Source organism: Saccharomonospora halophila 8 (genome assembly GCF_000383775.1).
In the GTDB taxonomy this organism is placed as follows: domain Bacteria; phylum Actinomycetota; class Actinomycetes; order Mycobacteriales; family Pseudonocardiaceae; genus Saccharomonospora; species Saccharomonospora halophila.
Genome location: NZ_KB912506.1, coordinates 15,101 through 32,245 on the forward strand (window position 1 = coordinate 15,101; position 17,145 = coordinate 32,245).

Sequence of the window (17,145 nt, forward strand, 5' to 3'; positions counted from 1 at the left end):
GCGGAGCCGCCTCGTCCGGACCGCCCTGCGCGCCCGGATCACCCTGCCCGTCCGGGGCGCCGGCGCCGTCCGGTCCGTCCGGCGTCTCCGGCTCCGGGCCGGGGTCGGTGTGCACGACGACGTCGACACCCCGCAGATCCGGCACCAGGTCGAGTGCGGTGACGTGGACGGCGGGCACACACTCCAGCCACACCGTCTGCCAGATGCCCGAACACCCGGTGTAGAGGATGCCCCCGGGCCGGTCGGCCTGTTTGCCCACCGGGAACGTGCCCCGGTTGCCCTCGTCGTCGGCACGGACGAGGATCTCCTGCTCGTCGGTGTCCCGCAGCACGTCGGTGATGTCGACGGAGAACGCCGTGTACCCGCCCTCGTGCCGGGCGAGGAACTGGTTGTTCACCCACACCGTGGCGATCTGGTCGACGGCGCCGAAGTGCAGCAGCACCCGCTCCCGGCGCCACCCCGCGGGGACGTCGACGGTGCGCCGGTACCACATCCGCTCGTCGGCGCGCCCGATCCCGGACAGCGCGGACTCGGGCGGGTAAGGGACGAGGATTCGCTCATCCCGGTGCGGTTCCTCCCGCCCCCCGGCGGGGACGCCGACGTAGTCCCACGGACCGTTCAGCGTGCGCCACCGTGGGCGGAACAGCTGGGGGCGGGGGTGTTCGGGCAGGGCATGGTCCGGTCCCACCCGATCACTCCACGGCGTGGTCATCGACGTGTGCGGCGGTGCGGGCGCCCCGGCCCGCAGCGGTGCTCGGCTGTTCACGCCCACCGATGCTGGCACAGGATCGGGTACCGCCCCGGTGAAGCCGGGCGGGGCCGGCGCCCCCGGGCCGACCGGTGAGTAACCTCCAGGCATGCGCGTGCTGATGCTGTCCTGGGAGTACCCACCGGTGGTGGTCGGCGGACTCGCCCGGCACGTCCACGCGCTGGCCCGGCACCTCGTCGCGGGCGGGCACGAGGTGGTGGTGCTGTGCCGGCACGTCGCGGGCACCGACGCCGGGACCCACCCGACCACCGACGAGCGGGTGGACGGCGTGCGGGTGATCCGGGTCGCCGAGGATCCGATGCACCTCACCTTCGAGCGTGACCTGGTGGCCTGGACCCTGGCGATGGGACACGGGATGATCCGCGCGGGCACCGCGCTGGTGCGGGACTGGCGGCCCGATGTGGTGCACGCCCACGACTGGCTGGTCACCCATCCCGCGATCGCGCTGGCCGAGGCGGCGCACGCGCCTCTCGTCGGCACCATCCACGCCACCGAGGCGGGCCGCCACTCGGGGTGGCTCTCCCACCCGCTGAACCAACAGGTGCACTCGGTGGAGTGGTGGCTGGCGAACCGGGTGGACGCACTGATCACCTGTTCGGAGGCCATGCGCGGGGAGGTCGCCACCCTCTTCGACGTGACCACCGCGGACATCACGGTGATCCACAACGGCATCGAGGAGCGGAGCTGGCAGGTCCCGGGCGAGGCGGTGCGGCGGGTCCGGGCCGGGCACGCCGCCGCCTCGGCGCCGCTGCTGCTGTACTTCGGCAGGCTGGAGTACGAGAAGGGCGTGCAGGACCTGCTCGCGGCGTTGCCCGCGGTGCGGCAACGGCATCCCGGAGCCCGGCTCGTGGTCGCGGGAGAGGGCAGGCACCGTGGCGAACTCGTGGACCGCACCGCCGAACTGGACCTCGGCGGGGCCGTGGACTTCGTGGGACACCTGCCCGACCACGAACTGCGGGCCGTGCTCGCGGCGGCGGACGCGGTGGTGCTGCCGAGCCGGTACGAACCGTTCGGCATCGTGGCACTGGAGACCGCCGCCGCGCGGGTGCCGCTGGTGGCTTCCACGGCGGGCGGGCTCGGGGAACTCGTCGTGGACGGCGAGACCGGCCTGGCCTTCACCCCGGGGGACGTGGACGCCCTCGCACGGTCGGTCGACCGGGTGCTGTCCGACACCGGGGCCGCCTCCCGCCGCGCGGACGCGGCGCGGTCCCGCCTGGCCACGGACTTCGACTGGGTTCGCATCGCCGAACAGACCGCCGACGTCTACCGCAGGACCCGCCCCGCCGCCCCGCACACCCCGGGCAGGCCGAAGATCCCGACGGGCAACGCCTTCCACCCGTAGGTGTGTCGATTCGGGCCCGTGGCCGGGTGGCCGGGTGGCCGGTCAGGAGCGGTACCGGGCGCGGTAACGCTCGTGCAGCGCCGCGTCCCGCTCCGCGCGGGCGGCCTTGCGGGTGGCCGCGGCCGTCCCGTGGGCGAAGCCGTGCCGGGCCACCCGGTTCTCGCAGTTCTCGTCGGCGTAGGCGAGCGAGTAGAACCCACCCACCAACGCCGCCATCAGGCACAGCACCAGGCGCAGCCACAGCGGGCCGGGCAGCAGCAGCCACACCGACACCAGTGGTCCGAGGAGCACGACGGTGCGGGCCGCGTGCCGCCACAGGTAGTGCCGCGCGGTCACGTCGTGCAGCACCCATTCCCGGTACCGCTCCGGCAACCGGCCGCCGGCCGCGTACCACACCCAGCGCACCGGGCCGGGCCGCCGCACCGGGTGTTGCCCGCGATCCGGTTCCGCCGGACGATCTTCCTCCGTCACACGGCGCAGCCTAGGCCGTCCCCCGGTTCTCCGTCCGCGCCACCGAGAGCGGCCTCACGGCCCGGATCGGTCGGCGCGCCCCAGCACCTCCGCGACGAAGTCGCTCTTGGCCCCCGTGTAGGACTCCCGGTCCCCGGCGTGGCGGGTGGCCAGGCGGCGCTTCAGCGCGGCGTACCGGGCGGTGAGTTCGGCGCCCCGGCGCAGGGCGTCCCGAAAGGCGAGCTGGTCGCGCCACCGGGGGTGTCCTGCGGGGAGCAGGTGCAGATGGGCCACCCTCCGGATCCCGGAGGCGTCCGGCAGGACCAAGAACCTCCGCCCCGGCGCACACCGCGATCACCGGCTCTGACACATTCTGCGTATGCCGACACCGACCCGGTCCCGCGATCTGTCCGTCTTCGTCAACGCCGCGCTGCGCAAGCCGGGGCTCGTCGGCGCGGTGAGTCCGAGTTCGGCGAGGCTGGCCGAACAGCTGTCCGTCGTCGTGCCCCGGTCGGGACGCCCCACCGTGGTGGAGCTGGGCGCGGGCAGCGGCGCGGTGAGCCGGGTGGTGGGCGACCGGCTCCCGACCGGTGGCAGGCACCTCGCGGTGGAGATCGATCCCACGCTGGCCGAGCACCTGCGTGCGGCACACCCGGATCTCACCGTGGTGTGCGGCGACGCGGCGCGCCTGCGTGCGCTGCTGGACGAGGAGGGGGTCGGGAGTGCCGACGCCGTGGTGAGCGGGTTGCCGTGGTCGCTGTTCGCCGGGGAGACGCAACAGCGGATGCTCGGCGAGGTCGCCCGCGCGCTCGCACCCGAAGGCGGATTCAGCACCTTCGCCTACCGGCACGCCGCGCACCTCGCCGGGGCCCGGCGGTTCCGGCGGTTGCTGGACGAACACTTCGACGAGGTCGTCACCACCCGCACGGTGTGGCGCAACGTGCCGCCCGCCCTGGTCTACGTGTGCCGGCGCCCGCGCATTCACGGCCCCGCAGCGGGCTGAGTCCCGGTCCCCGGGGCCACGGGACGTCCCTGGCCCCGGGGACCGGGGCTCACAGCGCGCCGGTGTGTTCCACCATGATCCCGCGGATGCCCTTCAACTCCCCGAGCAGCGTGCTCGACACGTCGACCGGGTAGTCCGGGATCTCCATCCGGAACTCCTCCCCACCGCAGACGAGCACCTGCACCGGGGTGTCGCCCCGGTGCGCCGACAGTGCCGACCGCAGTTCCAGCACCCCGTCCCGGTCGAGCCTGCCCGCGTCCGCGCGCAGCACGAACGGCAGGTCCCCGCTGACGGGGTTGTGCTCGGCGTCGGAGATGTCCAGGGTGACCATCGTCGACGCGAACACGCTCATCGTGTCGTCCCGCCAGTTCACCCGGCCCTTGACGGCGACCGCGCTGTCGGTGACCAGCTCCTCCCCCATGACGGAGTACGCCTTGGCGAAGAACAGCACCTCGATGGAGGCGTCCAGGTCCTCGACGGTGACGATGGCCCACGGCTCGCCCTTCTTGGACACCTTCCGGTCGATGCCGCTGATGATCCCGGCGACGGTGATCTCGCCCTCCGCCGGTGCCTCGTGTTTGAGGGTCGCGATCGGCTTCGGGGCGTGCTTGCGCAGGATGCCCTCCGCGCCGTCCAGCGGATGCGCGGAGACGTACAGGCCGAGCATGTCGCGTTCGTAGGCGAGCAGCTCCTTGCGCGGCCACTCCTCCGGCCCGAACGTGAGGTGCGCCAGCGGGGAGGTGCCCGCGGCATCCTCCTCACCGGTGTCCGTGCCGCCGAACAGGTCGAACTGCCCCAGGGCCTCCTGCTTCTTCAGGCCCGCGACCGCCTCCACGGCCTCCTCGTGCACGCGCAGCAGCGACAGCCGGGTGAGGCCGAAGCTGTCGAACGCCCCCGCCTTGATCAGCGACTCGATCACCCGCTTCTGGCACACCGTCGCGGGGACCTTCTCCAGGAAGTCCGCGAACGACCGGTACCCGCCCTTCTCCCGCCGGGTCTCGATGATCGCGCGCGCGACCCCGGCGCCGACGTTGCGGACGGCGCCCAGCCCGAACCGGATGTTCCCGCCCACGGCGGCGAACTGCACGCCCGACTCGTTGACGTCCGGCGGAAGGACCTTCACCCCCATGCGACGGCACTCGGACAGGTAGACCGCGCTCTTGTCCTTGTTCCCCGAGTTCGCGGTCAGCTGCGCGGCCATGAACTCGGCCGGGTAATGCGCCTTCAGGTACGCGGTCCAGTAGGAGACCATCGCGTACCCGGCGGTGTGCGACTTGTTGAAGGCGTAGCCGGCGAACGGCCCCATGACGTCCCACAGCGTCTGCGCGGCCTCCTCGCTGAACCCGTTCTCCTGCATCCCGGCGAGGAACTTCGCGGATTCCTTCGCGATCACCTCGGGCTTCTTCTTGCCCATCGCCTTGCGCAACAGGTCGGCCTCGCCGAGGGTGTAACCGGCGAGCTGCTGGGCGATCGCCATCACCTGCTCCTGATACACCAGCAGGTGGTACGACTCGCCCAGGATCGGGTCCAGCGCGTCCTTCAGCTCCGGGTGGATCGGCTTGATCGGCGCCCGGCCGTTCGAACGCTCCGCGTAGGCCATGTGCGCGTTCGCCGCCATCGGCCCCGGCCGGTAGAGCGCGAGCGCGGCGGAGACGTCGCCGAAGTGCGTCGGCCCCATCGCCCGCAGCAGGGTCCGCATCCCCGCACCGTCGAGCTGGAACACGCCGAGCGTGTCCCCCTTCGCCAACAGGCGATACGTCTGCTCGTCCTCCAGCCCGAGCGTGTCCAGATCGATGTCGGTCCCGTAGTTCTCCCGCACGGACCGGATCGCGTCCTCGATGATCGTCAGCGTGGACAACCCGAGGAAGTCCATCTTCAGCAGCCCGATCTCCTCACAGGCAGGGTAGTCCCAGCCGGTGATGATCGCTCCGTCGTCCCGCATCCACAGCGGCAGGACGTCGAGCAGGGGCTCCGAACTCAGAATGTAGGCACACGCGTGCACCCCCGCGTTGCGGATCAGCCCCTCCAGCCCGCGGGCCGTCTTGAAGATCGTCGCCACGTCCTGATCGGTCTCGACCAGGGACCGGATCTCGGCGGCTTCCTGGTACCGCTCGTGTTCGGGGTCGACGATGCCCGCGAGCGGGATGTCCTCGGCGGCGACCGGCGGCGGGAGCGCCTTCGTCATCCGCTCGGCCATGGCGAATCCCGGCTGTCCGTAGTGCGCACGGGCGGCGTCCTTGAGCGCGGCCTTCGTCTTGATCGTGCCGAAGGTGAGGACCTGGGCGACGTTCTCCTGGCCGTACTTGTCGCGCGTGTAGGCCATCACCTCGTCCCGGCGACGGTCGTCGAAGTCGAGGTCGATGTCCGGCGGGGAGTCCCGTTCGGGGTTCAGGAACCGCTCGAAGATCAGCGAGTGCTCGATCGGGTCCAGGTTGATGATCTGAAGGATGTACGACACCAGCGCCCCCGTGGCACTGCCACGCCCCGGACCGACCCGGATCCCCTGCGACTTCGCCCAGCGCACCAGATCGCCGACGACCAGGAAGTAGGAGGCGTAGCCCTTCTCGCAGATGACGCTGAGCTCCCACTCCACCCGCTGCCGGTACTCGTCGGTGAGCCCCTCCGGGAACCGGTGCGGGATCAGCTCCTCCACCTCGGCCCTGAGCTTGTCCTCCTCGGTCTGCCCGGGGGCGAGGGACACCCGCGGCATCCGGTCGCGCTCGTCGAAGACCTCCTCGTACGACTCGACCCGCTCGGCGATCTCCAGGGTCGTGTCGCACGCCCCGGGGACCTCCTTCTCCCAGTAGTCGCGCATCTCCTCGGCCGACTTGAGGTAGAAGTCGTCGCTGTCGAACTTGAACCGTTTCGGGTCGGTCAGCGTCCTGCCGGTCTGCACGCACAGCAACGCGCCGTGGGATTCCGCCTGGTCCGCGGTGACGTAGTGGCTGTCGTTGGTCGCCACCGGCGTCAGGTCCAGCTCCTTGCGCAGCCGCAGCAGGTCCTCCCGGATCGAGCGCTCGATGGACAGCCCGTGGTCCATCAGCTCCAGGAAGAAGTTCTCGGCACCGAAGATGTCCCGGTAGTCGGCCGCGGCCTGCACCGCCTCCCGGTACTGGCCGAGCCGCAACCGCGTCTGCACCTCCCCGGACGGGCAGCCGGTCGAGGCGATGATCCCCTCGGCGTGCTCGGCGATCAGCTCCCGGTCCATCCGCGGTTTGCGGTAGTACCCCTCGAAGGAGGCCAGCGAGGACAACCGGAACAGGTTGCGCAGGCCGGTGGCGTTGCGGGCCCACATCGTCAGGTGGGTGTAGGAACCGCCACCGGAGACATCCCCGCCGCTCTCGGTCGCGTCGCTGTCCTCACCGGTGCGGGACTTGCCCCAGAAGACCGGCTTCTTGTGGTACCGCGAGGCCGGGGCCACGTACGCCTCGATCCCGATGATCGGCTTGACGCTGGTCTTCCGCGCCTGCTCGTAGAAGTCGTGTGCGCCGAACATGTTGCCGTGGTCGGTCATCGCCACCGCGGGCTGTCCGAGCCGCTCGGCCTCGGCGAACAGCGGGGCGAGCTTCGCCGCGCCGTCGAGCATCGAGTACTCGGTGTGCACATGCAGGTGAGCGAACTGCTCCGGCACGCTGGATCTCCTTCTCGGGCAACGCGGGATGGTGTGTGCCGACGCTAGCGGAGCCCCCGTGGTTCACTCCTAAGCGGTCCCGGCGTGTCCGACCACCCGTCCGGGCGTTCGCCGCCCCGGCGACATCCACCGACATCGGCTGCGGTGTCCCGGGGGCGAGACGAACCGGTTCGCCGACGGTCACCGTAGCGGGACCGACCTCCCGACTCCTACGCTGAACCGATGGCTGATCCACTGTCGGTAACCACCACCACGCCCGACCGTGATTCCGCGGCCGCGCTCGCGGCTTCCGCGGTCCGGGAGAAGCTCGCAGCCACCGCCCAGGTCCACGGTCCGGTGCTGTCCTACTTCTGGCACCTCGGCGAGGCGGGCGAGGGGGAGGAGTGGCTCGTGACGCTGAAGACCACCAGCGACCGGTATGCCGAACTCGAAGCGCATCTCATCGCCCGACACCCGTGGGAGAAACCCGAGGTGACAGCGGTGAAGCTCACCGAGGGGGCGGCCCACTATCTCCGTTGGATGGAGACCGCCACGGCACCGACCGACGGCTAGACACCGATCCGGCCCAGGACGTCCCCGACCTGCGGCAGACTCCGGTGGTGTGCCAGTCGACGGGCAACCTTCTCGAACCGTTCGACCGGACGTGCCGAAACAACACCCTCGGCGAGACCGTGCGCCACGTCGAGGGTCGCCGCGGCCTGCTCGAACTCCCGCGCTTGCGCATACGAACTCGCCAGCCAGGTGAGGTAGAGAGCCTTGTCGCGTGCGTGGATGTCCTCGACCCCACCGAGGCCCCGCTCGGCTCCGACGTCTCGACGATGTTCTCGGAGGCGGAGACACCTACGCGACCTATGCCTCGCAGGTCGGAGTGACCGAACGCCTCCTCCGCGAGGCCACATGCAATGCTGAGGTGCGGAACAGGCTCCGGTCTCTGCTCGGTGAGCAACACCAGATGGCCGGATGGGCGGCTTTCGACGCTGGTGAGCATGCACGCGCCCGGGAGCACTACCAGACCAGTCTCCGGGCGCGGTATGCCGGTACAGCCGTTCGGCGTCACGCACTCCGAGACGACCCGACAAAGGTTCCGGTGAGGGCACGGAGACCGCGGTCACAGCTCCGGCCAGTACTCCCATGAACTGTCTTCTGCGCACCTGTTCGAGCTCCCCCCGTTCCCGTCTCCGACGCGCTCTCGTGACGGCCACCGCCCCGCGCAGAACCTCAACGGGGACGTCGAACGTAGCCGCGTAGTGCTTCTGCCACCACGGCGTCAGTATGCGACGTTCGCTCCCACCGGGAGATCTCGTTGCGGGTCACAGCGCGGCCCGCTCTCCGCGAGAGCAGGTCTGCCTGCTCGGCCTGTGACCTGCCGGCACGGATCCGAAGCACACGCAGCGTTCGCCCGATGGTCTGGTCGTCCACCACTCGCCCTCTCTGGACACCCCTTCCGGCCACCCCGCGGCGAAACGGTCACCTCGCGGGGCACCTCCCGGACCTCCTCCGTCCTGCCAACCTCAACACCCATGATGCTGCATGTCACAGGATGCTCACCCGCTGAGATCAGGTGTGTCGCACCTCCGAGAGAGCACCTTCCGTCCTCGCCCGAAGGAAGGCTCCGATGATCACCCGGGATCGTGCTCTGCTGGCTCGCCTCGCGACCGTGAATCGGACGCTGGGAGGGGTGGTGTCCGACCTGATGGCGCACCAGGACGACGGACAGCTCCCCGGGCCACGTCTCCGCGAACTCGCCGACGCGCTGCGTCAGGTGGCGGACGACATGCGGGCCCGCGCCGACGAGCTCACCGGGGCCACCGATACGTCATCCCGCACGGCCGATGAGTGATGCGCCCACGGATCTGTTACCGCGTGTCGACCCGCGGCCGCCGCGGTGGCCCGAGGTCGACCCGGTTCTGTCACCCCGGGCCACCGCGCCGCGCCTGAGCGACGACCCGTGGCTCGACCTGCTGCGGCGCGTACTGGCGGGGCTGCGTGCCCTCGATCGAGGAGACGAGAGGTGACCCCTTCACTGATCATCGTGGTGGCGGGCGGTCGGTTCCGATGGTGCGCTCTCTGCGGGAACGAGCCCGTGCCACGGCCCGACCTTTCCCCCGGGCTCGTGGAAGGCAGGTTCTGTCCCGACTGCGTGGCGGCCCGTCTGGCCGACACCTCGCGGGCGCACTGGTGCGCCGTCGACACCGTCGGCCGCGGGGACGACTCCTAACTGGGTGGGCGGCGGCACACGAGTGCTTGAAGTATTACTTCCTGCGCCGATGCTGGTCGTATGGAGCTGACGCGATGACCAACGCCTTAATCCCCCCACGGTTCTCCGCCCGTTCGAGCAGTTGACCCTGGAGCTGTCGATGTGATGCGGGGAATCCCCCGCAGGGTTTATTGATTAGGAGGGAAGGATGAGCGGCGAGGCTCCCCGGGACAGCAGCGAGACGGCCCGGCCCGGCTCGGTGCCGGGCGGCGGTGGCCCCGAAGGGCTCCTGATCGCCGCGCTGTACGGGGACCTGTCGCCGCACCCGTGGCGCGACCCCGCCGCCGCGTCCGAGGACCCGCACAGCCTGTTCGAGAAGCGGTCCCGGGCAATGGGGTGGCTGTCCGACCTCAGCACGGTGCGCGTGGGCGGGACGGACCCGGTCCCGGACCGCGCGACGGGAACCGGCACGGGAGGGGCCGCCCCGGAGAGCTCGTGGAGCATGCACGAGGCCGGCCCGGAACTCCCGGGCCGGGAACCGGACTCACCGTTGGCGGCCTGGTTCCAGGTGGGCATCGGCCCGGTCCCGGCCGACCGGCCGCTGCCCGTACAGCCCTTCCTGTGCTGCGCCGACGACGTGCTCGCCCGGTTCGGCACCCTCACGCTCCGTGCCGTGCAGCTGCTGCTGCCCGTGCAGCAGCTGCGCCCGACTCCACGCCGCGCCGTGCTGCCCGCGCTGGAGAGCATCGGGTGGTTCTCCGAGTGCGACCCGGGAGCACGCACCGGGGTGCGCGTCACGGTGGACAGCGGCACGCGGCCGTCCGTGCCGGACCTCGCACCCGAACTACTGCGCTCGCTCCGCCGTGAGGAGCAGACCCTCTTCGCGTGCCGGTCCCATTCGACGACCGACCACCCGGCCATGACCGAGCGATCGCCGTTCGACGACCACCTCGGGAGCGGCCCGCCCCGCCACCGCGTCACCTTCCACGGCACCCTCGCCGAGTGGTCCCTGGACGCGATGGGCTGGCTCGCCGGCTTTCTCGCCGACGCCACCGTCCGGGCGGGCCTCGCGGGCCCGGTGCTGCTCACCGTCGGCAGGGCGGACCTCCCAGTCGGCTACCGGGGCACCTCGGCACTGACTCCGCCCGCGCGACGGTGACGGGCGGGCGGTACCCGCATACGTGAAGGGCCCCTCCCCCACGCCGGATGCGGGGGAAGGGCCCTCCACGGCTACCACGCACCACGCGCGGGTCCGGGACGGACTCGGCTCAGGAGTCCATCAGATAGCGGGCGTAGGCGCCGGTCGTGAAGAAGCTGGGCAGCTTCTCCCCGAGTGCGGTCTCGACGAAGATCTCCCGGGCGTCGGCCAGCCGGTTGCCCGCACCGAGATCGGCGTGGATCCCGGTGAGCTCCTCCTCCAGCCACTCCCGCACCAGGGGCTGGGTGACTGGTGTGCCGTCGTCGAGCTTGGTGCCGTTGCGCAGCCACTGCCACACCTGGCACCGGGCGATCTCCGCCGTGGCGGCGTCCTCCATGAGGTTGAAGATCGCCGCGGCACCGGTGCCACGCAGCCAGGCATCCAGGTAGCGCAACGCCACGTTGATGTTCGACCGCACACCCTGCTCGGTGACCTCGCCCCCGGCGCTCGCCACGTTGAGCAGGTCCTCGGCGGTGACCGCGACGTCCGGCCGCAGCCGGTCGAGCTGGTTCGGCCGCTCGCCCAGGACGCCGTCGAACACCTCCCGGCACACCGGGACGAGACCGGGGTGCGCCACCCAGGAACCGTCGAAGCCGTCGGCGGCCTCACGCTCCTTGTCCTGCCGCACCTTCTCCGTCGCCGTCGCGTTGACCTCCGGGTCCCTGCTGGGAATGAACGCCGCCATCCCGCCGATCGCGTGCGCCCCGCGCTTGTGGCAGGTACGCACCAGCAGTTCGGTGTAGGCCCGCATGAACGGCACCGTCATCGTCACCTCCGCCCGGTCCGGCAGCACGTAGTCCGCGCCGCCGGTGGCGAAGGTCTTGATCAGGCTGAAGATGTAGTCCCACCGGCCCGCGTTCAGGCCGGCCGCGTGCTCGCGCAGCTCGTAGAGGATCTCGTCCATCTCGAACGCCGCCGTGATCGTCTCGATCAGCACGGTCGCCCGGATGCTCCCCTGCGGGATGCCGAGTTCGGCCTGCGCGAAGCGGAACACGTCGTTCCACAGCCGCGCCTCGTGGTGGCTCTCCAGCTTCGGCAGGTAGAAGTACGGCCCACTCCCCCGCGCCAGCAGCTGACGCGCGTTGTGGAAGAAGTACAGCCCGAAGTCGACGAGACCGGCCGACACGGGACGCCCGTCGATCCGCACGTGCTTCTCCACCAGGTGCCAGCCCCGCGGCCGGGCGACGATCGTCGCCGGATCGTCCCCGATGACGTAGTGCTTGCCCTTGTCGGTGAAGTCGACGTCGCGCCGGATCGCGTCGTAGAGACTGCGCTGACCGCCCACGACATTGTCCCAGTTCGGTGACGTGGCGTCCTCGAAATCGGCGAGCCACACCCCGGCTCCGGAGTTCAGCGCGTTGACCGTGGTCCTGCGGTCGGTCGGGCCGGTGATCTCCACCCGCCGGTCGGTGAGACCGGGTGCGGGCGGGGCCACCTGCCACGTCTCGTCCGCGCGGATCCCGGCCGTCTCCGGGAGGAAACCGAGTGTCTCCTCCCCGGAGGCGATGCGGTCCCTGCGGAGCCTGCGCGCGTCGAGCAGTTCCCTGCGCCGACCCGCGAAGGCGTTGTCGAGCTTCGCGACGAACTCCAGCGCCGCCGGGGTGAGGATCTCGTCGAATCGCTCCTGCGAGGTGCCGGTCACCTGGAGCCGGCAGTTGAGCGTGTCAGCCATCTCGTCCCCTTCGAGCAGTTGTGGCGCTGCGGCCTGGGCGGCCGCTTAGAACTGCGCCTCTTCGGTCGAGCCCTTCAGGGCGGTCGTGGAGCTTTCCGGGTTCAGCGCCGTGCTGACCAGGTCGAACCAGCCGGTGCCCGCCTCGCGCTGGTGCTTGGTGGCGGTGTAGCCCTGCTCCTCGGCGGCGAACTCGCGCTGCTGGAGGTCGACGTAGGCGGTCATGTCGTTGGCGTCGTAGTTCTTCGCCAGGTCGAACATGGAGTAGTTCAGGGCGTGGAAGCCGGCCAGCGTGATGAACTGGAACTTGTAGCCCATGGCGGCCAGCTCACGCTGGAACTTCGCGATCGTCGCGTCGTCCAGGTGCTTCTTCCAGTTGAACGACGGCGAGCAGTTGTAGGCCAGCATCTGGTTCGGGTACTTGTCCTTGATGGCCTCGGCGTACTTGCGGGCCACCTCCAGGTCCGGCTCGGAGGTCTCCATCCACAGCAGGTCGGCGTACTCGGCGTAGGCCAGACCACGGTCGATGCAGGGCTCGATGCCGTTGCGCACCTCGTAGAAGCCCTCGGAGGTGCGGTTGCCGGTGAGGAACTTGTGGTCCCGCTCGTCGGCGTCGCTGGTCATCAGCGTGGCGGCCTGCGCGTCGGTGCGGGCGACGACGATGGAGGGCACGTCGGACACGTCCGCGGCCAGGCGGGCGGCGTTCAGCGTGCGCTCGTGCTGCTTGGTCGGCACGAGCACCTTGCCACCGAGATGACCGCACTTCTTCTCGGAGGCCAGCTGGTCCTCCCAGTGCACACCGGCGGCACCGGCGGAGATCATGCCCTTCATCAGCTCGAAGGCGTTCAGCGGACCGCCGAAGCCGGCCTCGGCGTCGGCCACGATCGGGGCGTACCAGTCGATGTCGGTGTTGCCCTCAGCCCAGTTGATCTGGTCGGCACGGCCGAGCGCGTTGTTGATCCGGCGGACGACCGCGGGGACCGAGTTGGCCGGGTAGAGGCTCTGGTCCGGGTAGGTCTGGCCCGCAAGGTTGGCGTCGGCGGCGACCTGCCAGCCGGACAGGTAGATGGCCTTCAGGCCGGCGCGCACCTGCTGCACGGCCTGGTTACCGGTCAGCGCACCGAGCGCGTGGATGTAGTCCTCGCTGTGCAGGAGGTCCCACAGCTTCTCCGCACCACGCCGCGCGAGGGTGTTCTCCTCGACCACGCTGCCGCGCAGCTTCACGACGTCCTCCGCGGAGTAGGAGCGCTTCACGTCCGCCCAGCGCGGGTTGGTCTCCCACTCCTTCGCCAGCTTGGCCGCTTCCTGCTCGAAGCTCTTCCCCGTGGACTCAGTCATCGCGTCTCTCCAACTTTGCGAACTTTGCGATTCCTCGCCTGTTAAGACAGACGATGACATGCCCTGCAAAAACCAAACCAGAGCTCCAACTTGCCAAGTTGTGCAAATTTTGCCTATGATCTTGTGAAGTTGCGAAGGAAGCCTTCGCAACGCCGATCGATCGACGCGGCTGGATCGGTACCGAACAGGAAACCCTCCGGAAGGGACCCCCCTCGTGGACAAGACTTTCGCCGGAGCGCGCCTACGTCATCTGCGCGAGAGCCGCTCGATGAGCCAGGCCGACCTCGCCCGGCTGCTGGACATCTCGCCCAGCTACCTCAACCAGATCGAGCACAACAGCCGTCCGCTCACGGTGCCCGTGCTGCTGCGGATCACCGAGACGTTCGGGGTGGACGCCGAGTTCTTCGCCGACAACGACACCTCCCGGATCGTCGCGGACGTGCGGGAGGCCCTGCTGGACGAGTCGATCGGGGCGGACGTCTCCCGAGGTGAGATCAACGACCTGGCCAAGAACCTCCCGTCGGTGGCCGAGGCGCTGGTCAAGCTGCACCGCAGCTACCGCAACGCGGTCGAGAGCACGGCCGCGCTGGTCACCGAGGACGGCCGGGGGTCGCACGGCAGCGCGGCGGCCCCGTTGCCGCACGAGGAGGTGCGGGACTTCTTCTACGAGCGGGAGAACTACGTCGCCGAGCTCGACGAGCGCGCCGAGCGGATGTACCACGACCTGGGCCTGCGCCGCGACGAGATCCGCAACGGCCTGCGCGACCGGCTCATCGGGCACTACGACGTCACCGTGACCAGCGAAGGGCTCAACGAGGCCGAGGGCGAGCAGCACCGCTACGAACCGCGGGGCCGGGTGCTGCGCATGGCGCCCAGCCTGCGCATCGGTCAGCAGGCGTTCCGGATGGCCTCGCAGATCGCGCTGCTGGAGTACGACGACCTGATCACCGAGATCGCCGACTCGTGGGCGTTCTCCGGCCCCGCCGCCCGGTCGCTGGCCCGGGTGGGGCTGGCGAACTACTTCGCGGGCGCGCTGATCCTGCCCTACCGCCTGTTCCACGGCGCCGCCGAGCGGTTCCGCTACGACATCGAGCTGCTCTGCGACCACTTCGGCGTGGGGTTCGAGACGGTGTGTCACCGGCTGTCCACGCTGCAACGGCCGAAGCTGCGCGGCATCCCGTTCTCCTTCGTGCGGGTGGACCGCGCGGGCAACATGTCCAAGCGCCAGTCCGCGGCCGGGTTCCACTTCTCCCGGGTCGGCGGGGCCTGCCCGCTGTGGGTCATCTACGAGGCGTTCACCTCGCCGGGCAAGATCTTCAGCCAGGTGGCGACCCTGCCCGACGGCAAGAGCTACTTCTGGGTCGCCCGCACGATCTCGCGCAACATCGGCGGCTACGGCAGTCCCGGCAAGATCTTCTCGGTCGGCCTGGGATGCGAGCTACGGCACGCCCACCGGCTGGTGTACTCGGCGGGGCTGGCCCTGGACGACGCCACGGCCGCCACGCCGATCGGCATGGGGTGCAAGGTCTGCGAACGCCAGGCGTGTCCGCAGCGGGCGTTCCCCACGATCGGCAAGCAGCTCACCGTGGACGAGAACACCAGCACGTTCGTTCCCTATCCCGCAGTGCCGACGCCGGAGGAGATGTGATCGACACAACCGGTGACGGTGAACTGGCAACCTGACACAATCCCCGCTGGTGATCAATTCACCGCACAACGTACCGGACACACAGGGGGATTCATGAGTATCACCACCCGTCTCGCCACCGTCACGGGCGCGGCCCTCGCCGCGACCGCGCTCGCCGGTTCGCTCGCCACCGCACCGCAGGCCTCGGCAGCGGACGAGCTCTCCTGGCGCAACGTCGGGACCGGCGAGTGCATGGTCAACGGCGACGACGGCGTGCTGCGCACGATCGACTGCGCCCCCATCGCCTCGCACATGTGGGCCACGTCGGGGAATTCGATCCTGACCCTGCGCGGGCTCCAGTCGGGATTGTGCCTCGACGACAGTGCGTACGGACTGCGGCAGTTCGCGTGCAACGGCATGACGTACCAGCAGTGGGAGGTCACCACCTTCGGCGACGGGGACAGTAAGTTGCGCAACGTGGCCACCGGGGATTGCCTTGAGGACGCGCACGTCGGCGTGGGCGGGCTGCGCACGTTCCCGTGCAACAGCTCCTCGCACCAGGAATGGGTCTGGATGTGACACCGGTCGTGCGCCGGCATCGAGGCGGACCAGCCAGCCGGGTGGTTCCCCCGTCCCTCCGACGGCGGGAACCACGCGGTGGTGCCCGCCCCGGTGCCGCACACCCCCCGCCCGGGGCTCCGGGCTACTCCTCGCCGAGGGTCTTGCGCAGCGCCTCGTCGGCCTTGCGGGCCATGTCCGCGACCGCCCTGCGGCGTTCGGCATCGGCCTCGTAGTCGGCCGCGCGGTCCCGCACGACCCGCGCGGGGGAACCGACGGCGACCGCGAAGTCCGGAACGTCGCCGCGCACCACCGAGTGCGCTCCGAGGACGCACCCGCGCCCGACCCGGGTGCCGCGCAGCACGGACACCTTCGTGCCGATCCAGCCGTCCGGCCCGATGCGCACCGGCGCCTTCACGATGCCCTGGTCCTTGATCGGGCGGTGGATGTCGGTGGTGACATGGTCGAAGTCGCAGATGTAGATCCAGTCGGACAGCAGCGTCGCCGCGCCGATCTCGATGTCGAGGTAGCCGTTGAGCACGTTGTTCCGGCCGAGGACGACCTTGTCCCCGATGCGCAGGGACCCCTCGTGACACCGGATCGCGTTGCCGTCACCGACGTGCACCCAGCGTCCGATCTCCATCCGCCCGTAGCCGGGCCGACAGTCGATCTCGACGTCGCGGCCGAGGAAGATCATACCCCGCACGAGGATGTGCGGGTGGGTCAGCCGGAACTTCAACAGCCGCCAGTAGCGGACCAGATACCAGGGGGTGAACGCCCGGTGGCGCAGGACCCAGCGCAGCGAGTCGGCGGTGAGAAACCGCGCCTGCCGGGGATCACGCCGCGCCCGGGACCACGCCCGGAACCGGGCGAGCACGGGAGAACCCCAGATCGACGTCATGGCGGGACCGTACCGTGGACGCCGACAGGCGCGGAGGCCGACAGTACTGAGACCGACAGCACGGGGGCCGACAGCACGGGGGCCGACGGCGAACCGGGACGGGAGTGCGGACACGGATGAACACGAAACTGATCATCGACACCGACCCGGGCGTGGACGACGCGTTCGCGCTCGCGCTCGCGGCCCGGAGCGCGGACGTCGACCTGCTCGGGGTCACGACCGTCTTCGGCAACGTCGATGTGGAGCTGACCACCGCCAACGCCCGCCGGGTACTGGCGCTGTGCGACCGTGAGGACGTGCCGGTGGGCCGGGGCGCCGCACGGCCGCATGGCTTCCTGCTTGTCGATGAGCTTGTTCAGGATCTGGTAGTACCGTGTCGGCGAGACCGCCGAACCGGTCCCGGATCGCCTGTTCCTTGGCGCCCGCGTACCGCCACCACTGGTGCTCGAAGGCGAGAATGTC

General features: G+C 70.2%; 13 protein-coding genes and 2 pseudogenes. 8 read left to right on the top strand and 7 right to left on the bottom strand.

What is annotated here, in order from left to right:
- Window positions 1–712, bottom strand: a 712-nt coding sequence (locus SACHA_RS23720) for a sugar-binding domain-containing protein (protein ID WP_332253555.1), incomplete at its 3' end; no start/stop codon positions are given.
- 145 nt (window positions 713–857) lie between these two features.
- Here SACHA_RS23720 and SACHA_RS0106085 point away from each other — a divergent pair.
- Window positions 858–2,111, top strand: a complete 1,254-nt coding sequence (locus SACHA_RS0106085) for a glycosyltransferase family 4 protein (RefSeq protein ID WP_019808006.1) — start codon at window positions 858–860, stop codon at window positions 2,109–2,111.
- A gap of 42 nt (window positions 2,112–2,153) precedes the next feature.
- Here the strand turns inward: SACHA_RS0106085 and SACHA_RS0106090 are convergent, their stop codons facing one another.
- Together SACHA_RS0106090 and SACHA_RS20570 are read right to left on the bottom strand one after the other, a co-directional pair.
- Window positions 2,154–2,582 (bottom strand): DUF5313 family protein, encoded by a 429-nt coding sequence (locus tag SACHA_RS0106090; protein WP_019808008.1) that lies wholly within the window; start codon window positions 2,580–2,582, stop codon window positions 2,154–2,156.
- A gap of 54 nt (window positions 2,583–2,636) precedes the next feature.
- A pseudogene (locus tag SACHA_RS20570) lies at window positions 2,637–2,891 on the bottom strand (GrpB family protein); the annotation flags it as partial.
- Window positions 2,892–2,940: 49 nt separating this feature from the next.
- On the opposite strand from SACHA_RS20570, the gene SACHA_RS0106100 reads away from it, so the two are divergent.
- A complete protein-coding gene (locus tag SACHA_RS0106100; protein ID WP_019808011.1) occupies window positions 2,941–3,564 on the top strand; it encodes a class I SAM-dependent methyltransferase in 624 nt (207 codons plus the stop codon).
- A 49-nt stretch (window positions 3,565–3,613) separates the two neighbouring features.
- Here SACHA_RS0106100 and dnaE read toward each other — a convergent pair whose 3' ends face one another.
- Window positions 3,614–7,195, bottom strand: coding sequence for a DNA polymerase III subunit alpha (gene dnaE / locus SACHA_RS0106105; RefSeq protein ID WP_019808012.1), 3,582 nt, complete (start codon window positions 7,193–7,195; stop codon window positions 3,614–3,616).
- Window positions 7,196–7,417: 222 nt separating this feature from the next.
- On the opposite strand from dnaE, the gene cutA reads away from it, so the two are divergent.
- The 3 genes from cutA (at window position 7,418) to SACHA_RS0106130 (ending at window position 10,551) form a co-directional block, all read left to right on the top strand.
- Entirely contained in the window at window positions 7,418–7,747 is a 330-nt protein-coding gene (gene cutA, locus SACHA_RS0106110) for a divalent-cation tolerance protein CutA (protein WP_019808013.1), read from the top strand.
- 1,063 nt (window positions 7,748–8,810) lie between these two features.
- Window positions 8,811–9,035 (top strand): hypothetical protein, encoded by a 225-nt coding sequence (locus SACHA_RS0106120; protein WP_019808016.1) that lies wholly within the window; start codon window positions 8,811–8,813, stop codon window positions 9,033–9,035.
- A 565-nt stretch (window positions 9,036–9,600) separates the two neighbouring features.
- Complete coding sequence (locus SACHA_RS0106130) at window positions 9,601–10,551, top strand: hypothetical protein (protein WP_019808020.1); 951 nt, start codon at window positions 9,601–9,603, stop codon at window positions 10,549–10,551.
- A 109-nt stretch (window positions 10,552–10,660) separates the two neighbouring features.
- Here the strand turns inward: SACHA_RS0106130 and aceB are convergent, their stop codons facing one another.
- Together aceB and aceA are read right to left on the bottom strand one after the other, a co-directional pair.
- Window positions 10,661–12,262 (bottom strand): malate synthase A, encoded by a 1,602-nt coding sequence (aceB, locus tag SACHA_RS0106135; RefSeq protein WP_019808022.1) that lies wholly within the window; start codon window positions 12,260–12,262, stop codon window positions 10,661–10,663.
- A 45-nt stretch (window positions 12,263–12,307) separates the two neighbouring features.
- Window positions 12,308–13,597: an isocitrate lyase gene (aceA, locus tag SACHA_RS0106140; protein WP_019808024.1), complete on the bottom strand. Its 1,290-nt coding sequence runs from the start codon at window positions 13,595–13,597 to the stop codon at window positions 12,308–12,310.
- A gap of 214 nt (window positions 13,598–13,811) precedes the next feature.
- Here aceA and SACHA_RS0106145 point away from each other — a divergent pair, with 214 nt between their 5' ends.
- Together SACHA_RS0106145 and SACHA_RS23310 are read left to right on the top strand one after the other, a co-directional pair.
- Window positions 13,812–15,245, top strand: coding sequence for a short-chain fatty acyl-CoA regulator family protein (locus tag SACHA_RS0106145; protein WP_028662937.1), 1,434 nt, complete (start codon window positions 13,812–13,814; stop codon window positions 15,243–15,245).
- A 93-nt stretch (window positions 15,246–15,338) separates the two neighbouring features.
- The gene (locus SACHA_RS23310; RefSeq protein WP_019808029.1) at window positions 15,339–15,803 is read left to right on the top strand and encodes an RICIN domain-containing protein; all 465 of its coding nucleotides are present in this window, start codon (window positions 15,339–15,341) and stop codon (window positions 15,801–15,803) included.
- Between the two features lie 124 nt (window positions 15,804–15,927).
- On the opposite strand, the gene SACHA_RS0106155 is transcribed toward SACHA_RS23310, so the two are convergent.
- Window positions 15,928–16,683, bottom strand: coding sequence for an acyltransferase (locus tag SACHA_RS0106155; protein WP_019808031.1), 756 nt, complete (start codon window positions 16,681–16,683; stop codon window positions 15,928–15,930).
- Between the two features lie 116 nt (window positions 16,684–16,799).
- On the opposite strand from SACHA_RS0106155, the pseudogene SACHA_RS23730 reads away from it, so the two are divergent.
- Window positions 16,800–17,009, top strand: a pseudogene (locus tag SACHA_RS23730) (nucleoside hydrolase); the annotation flags it as partial.
- Window positions 17,010–17,145 lie beyond the last annotated feature (136 nt).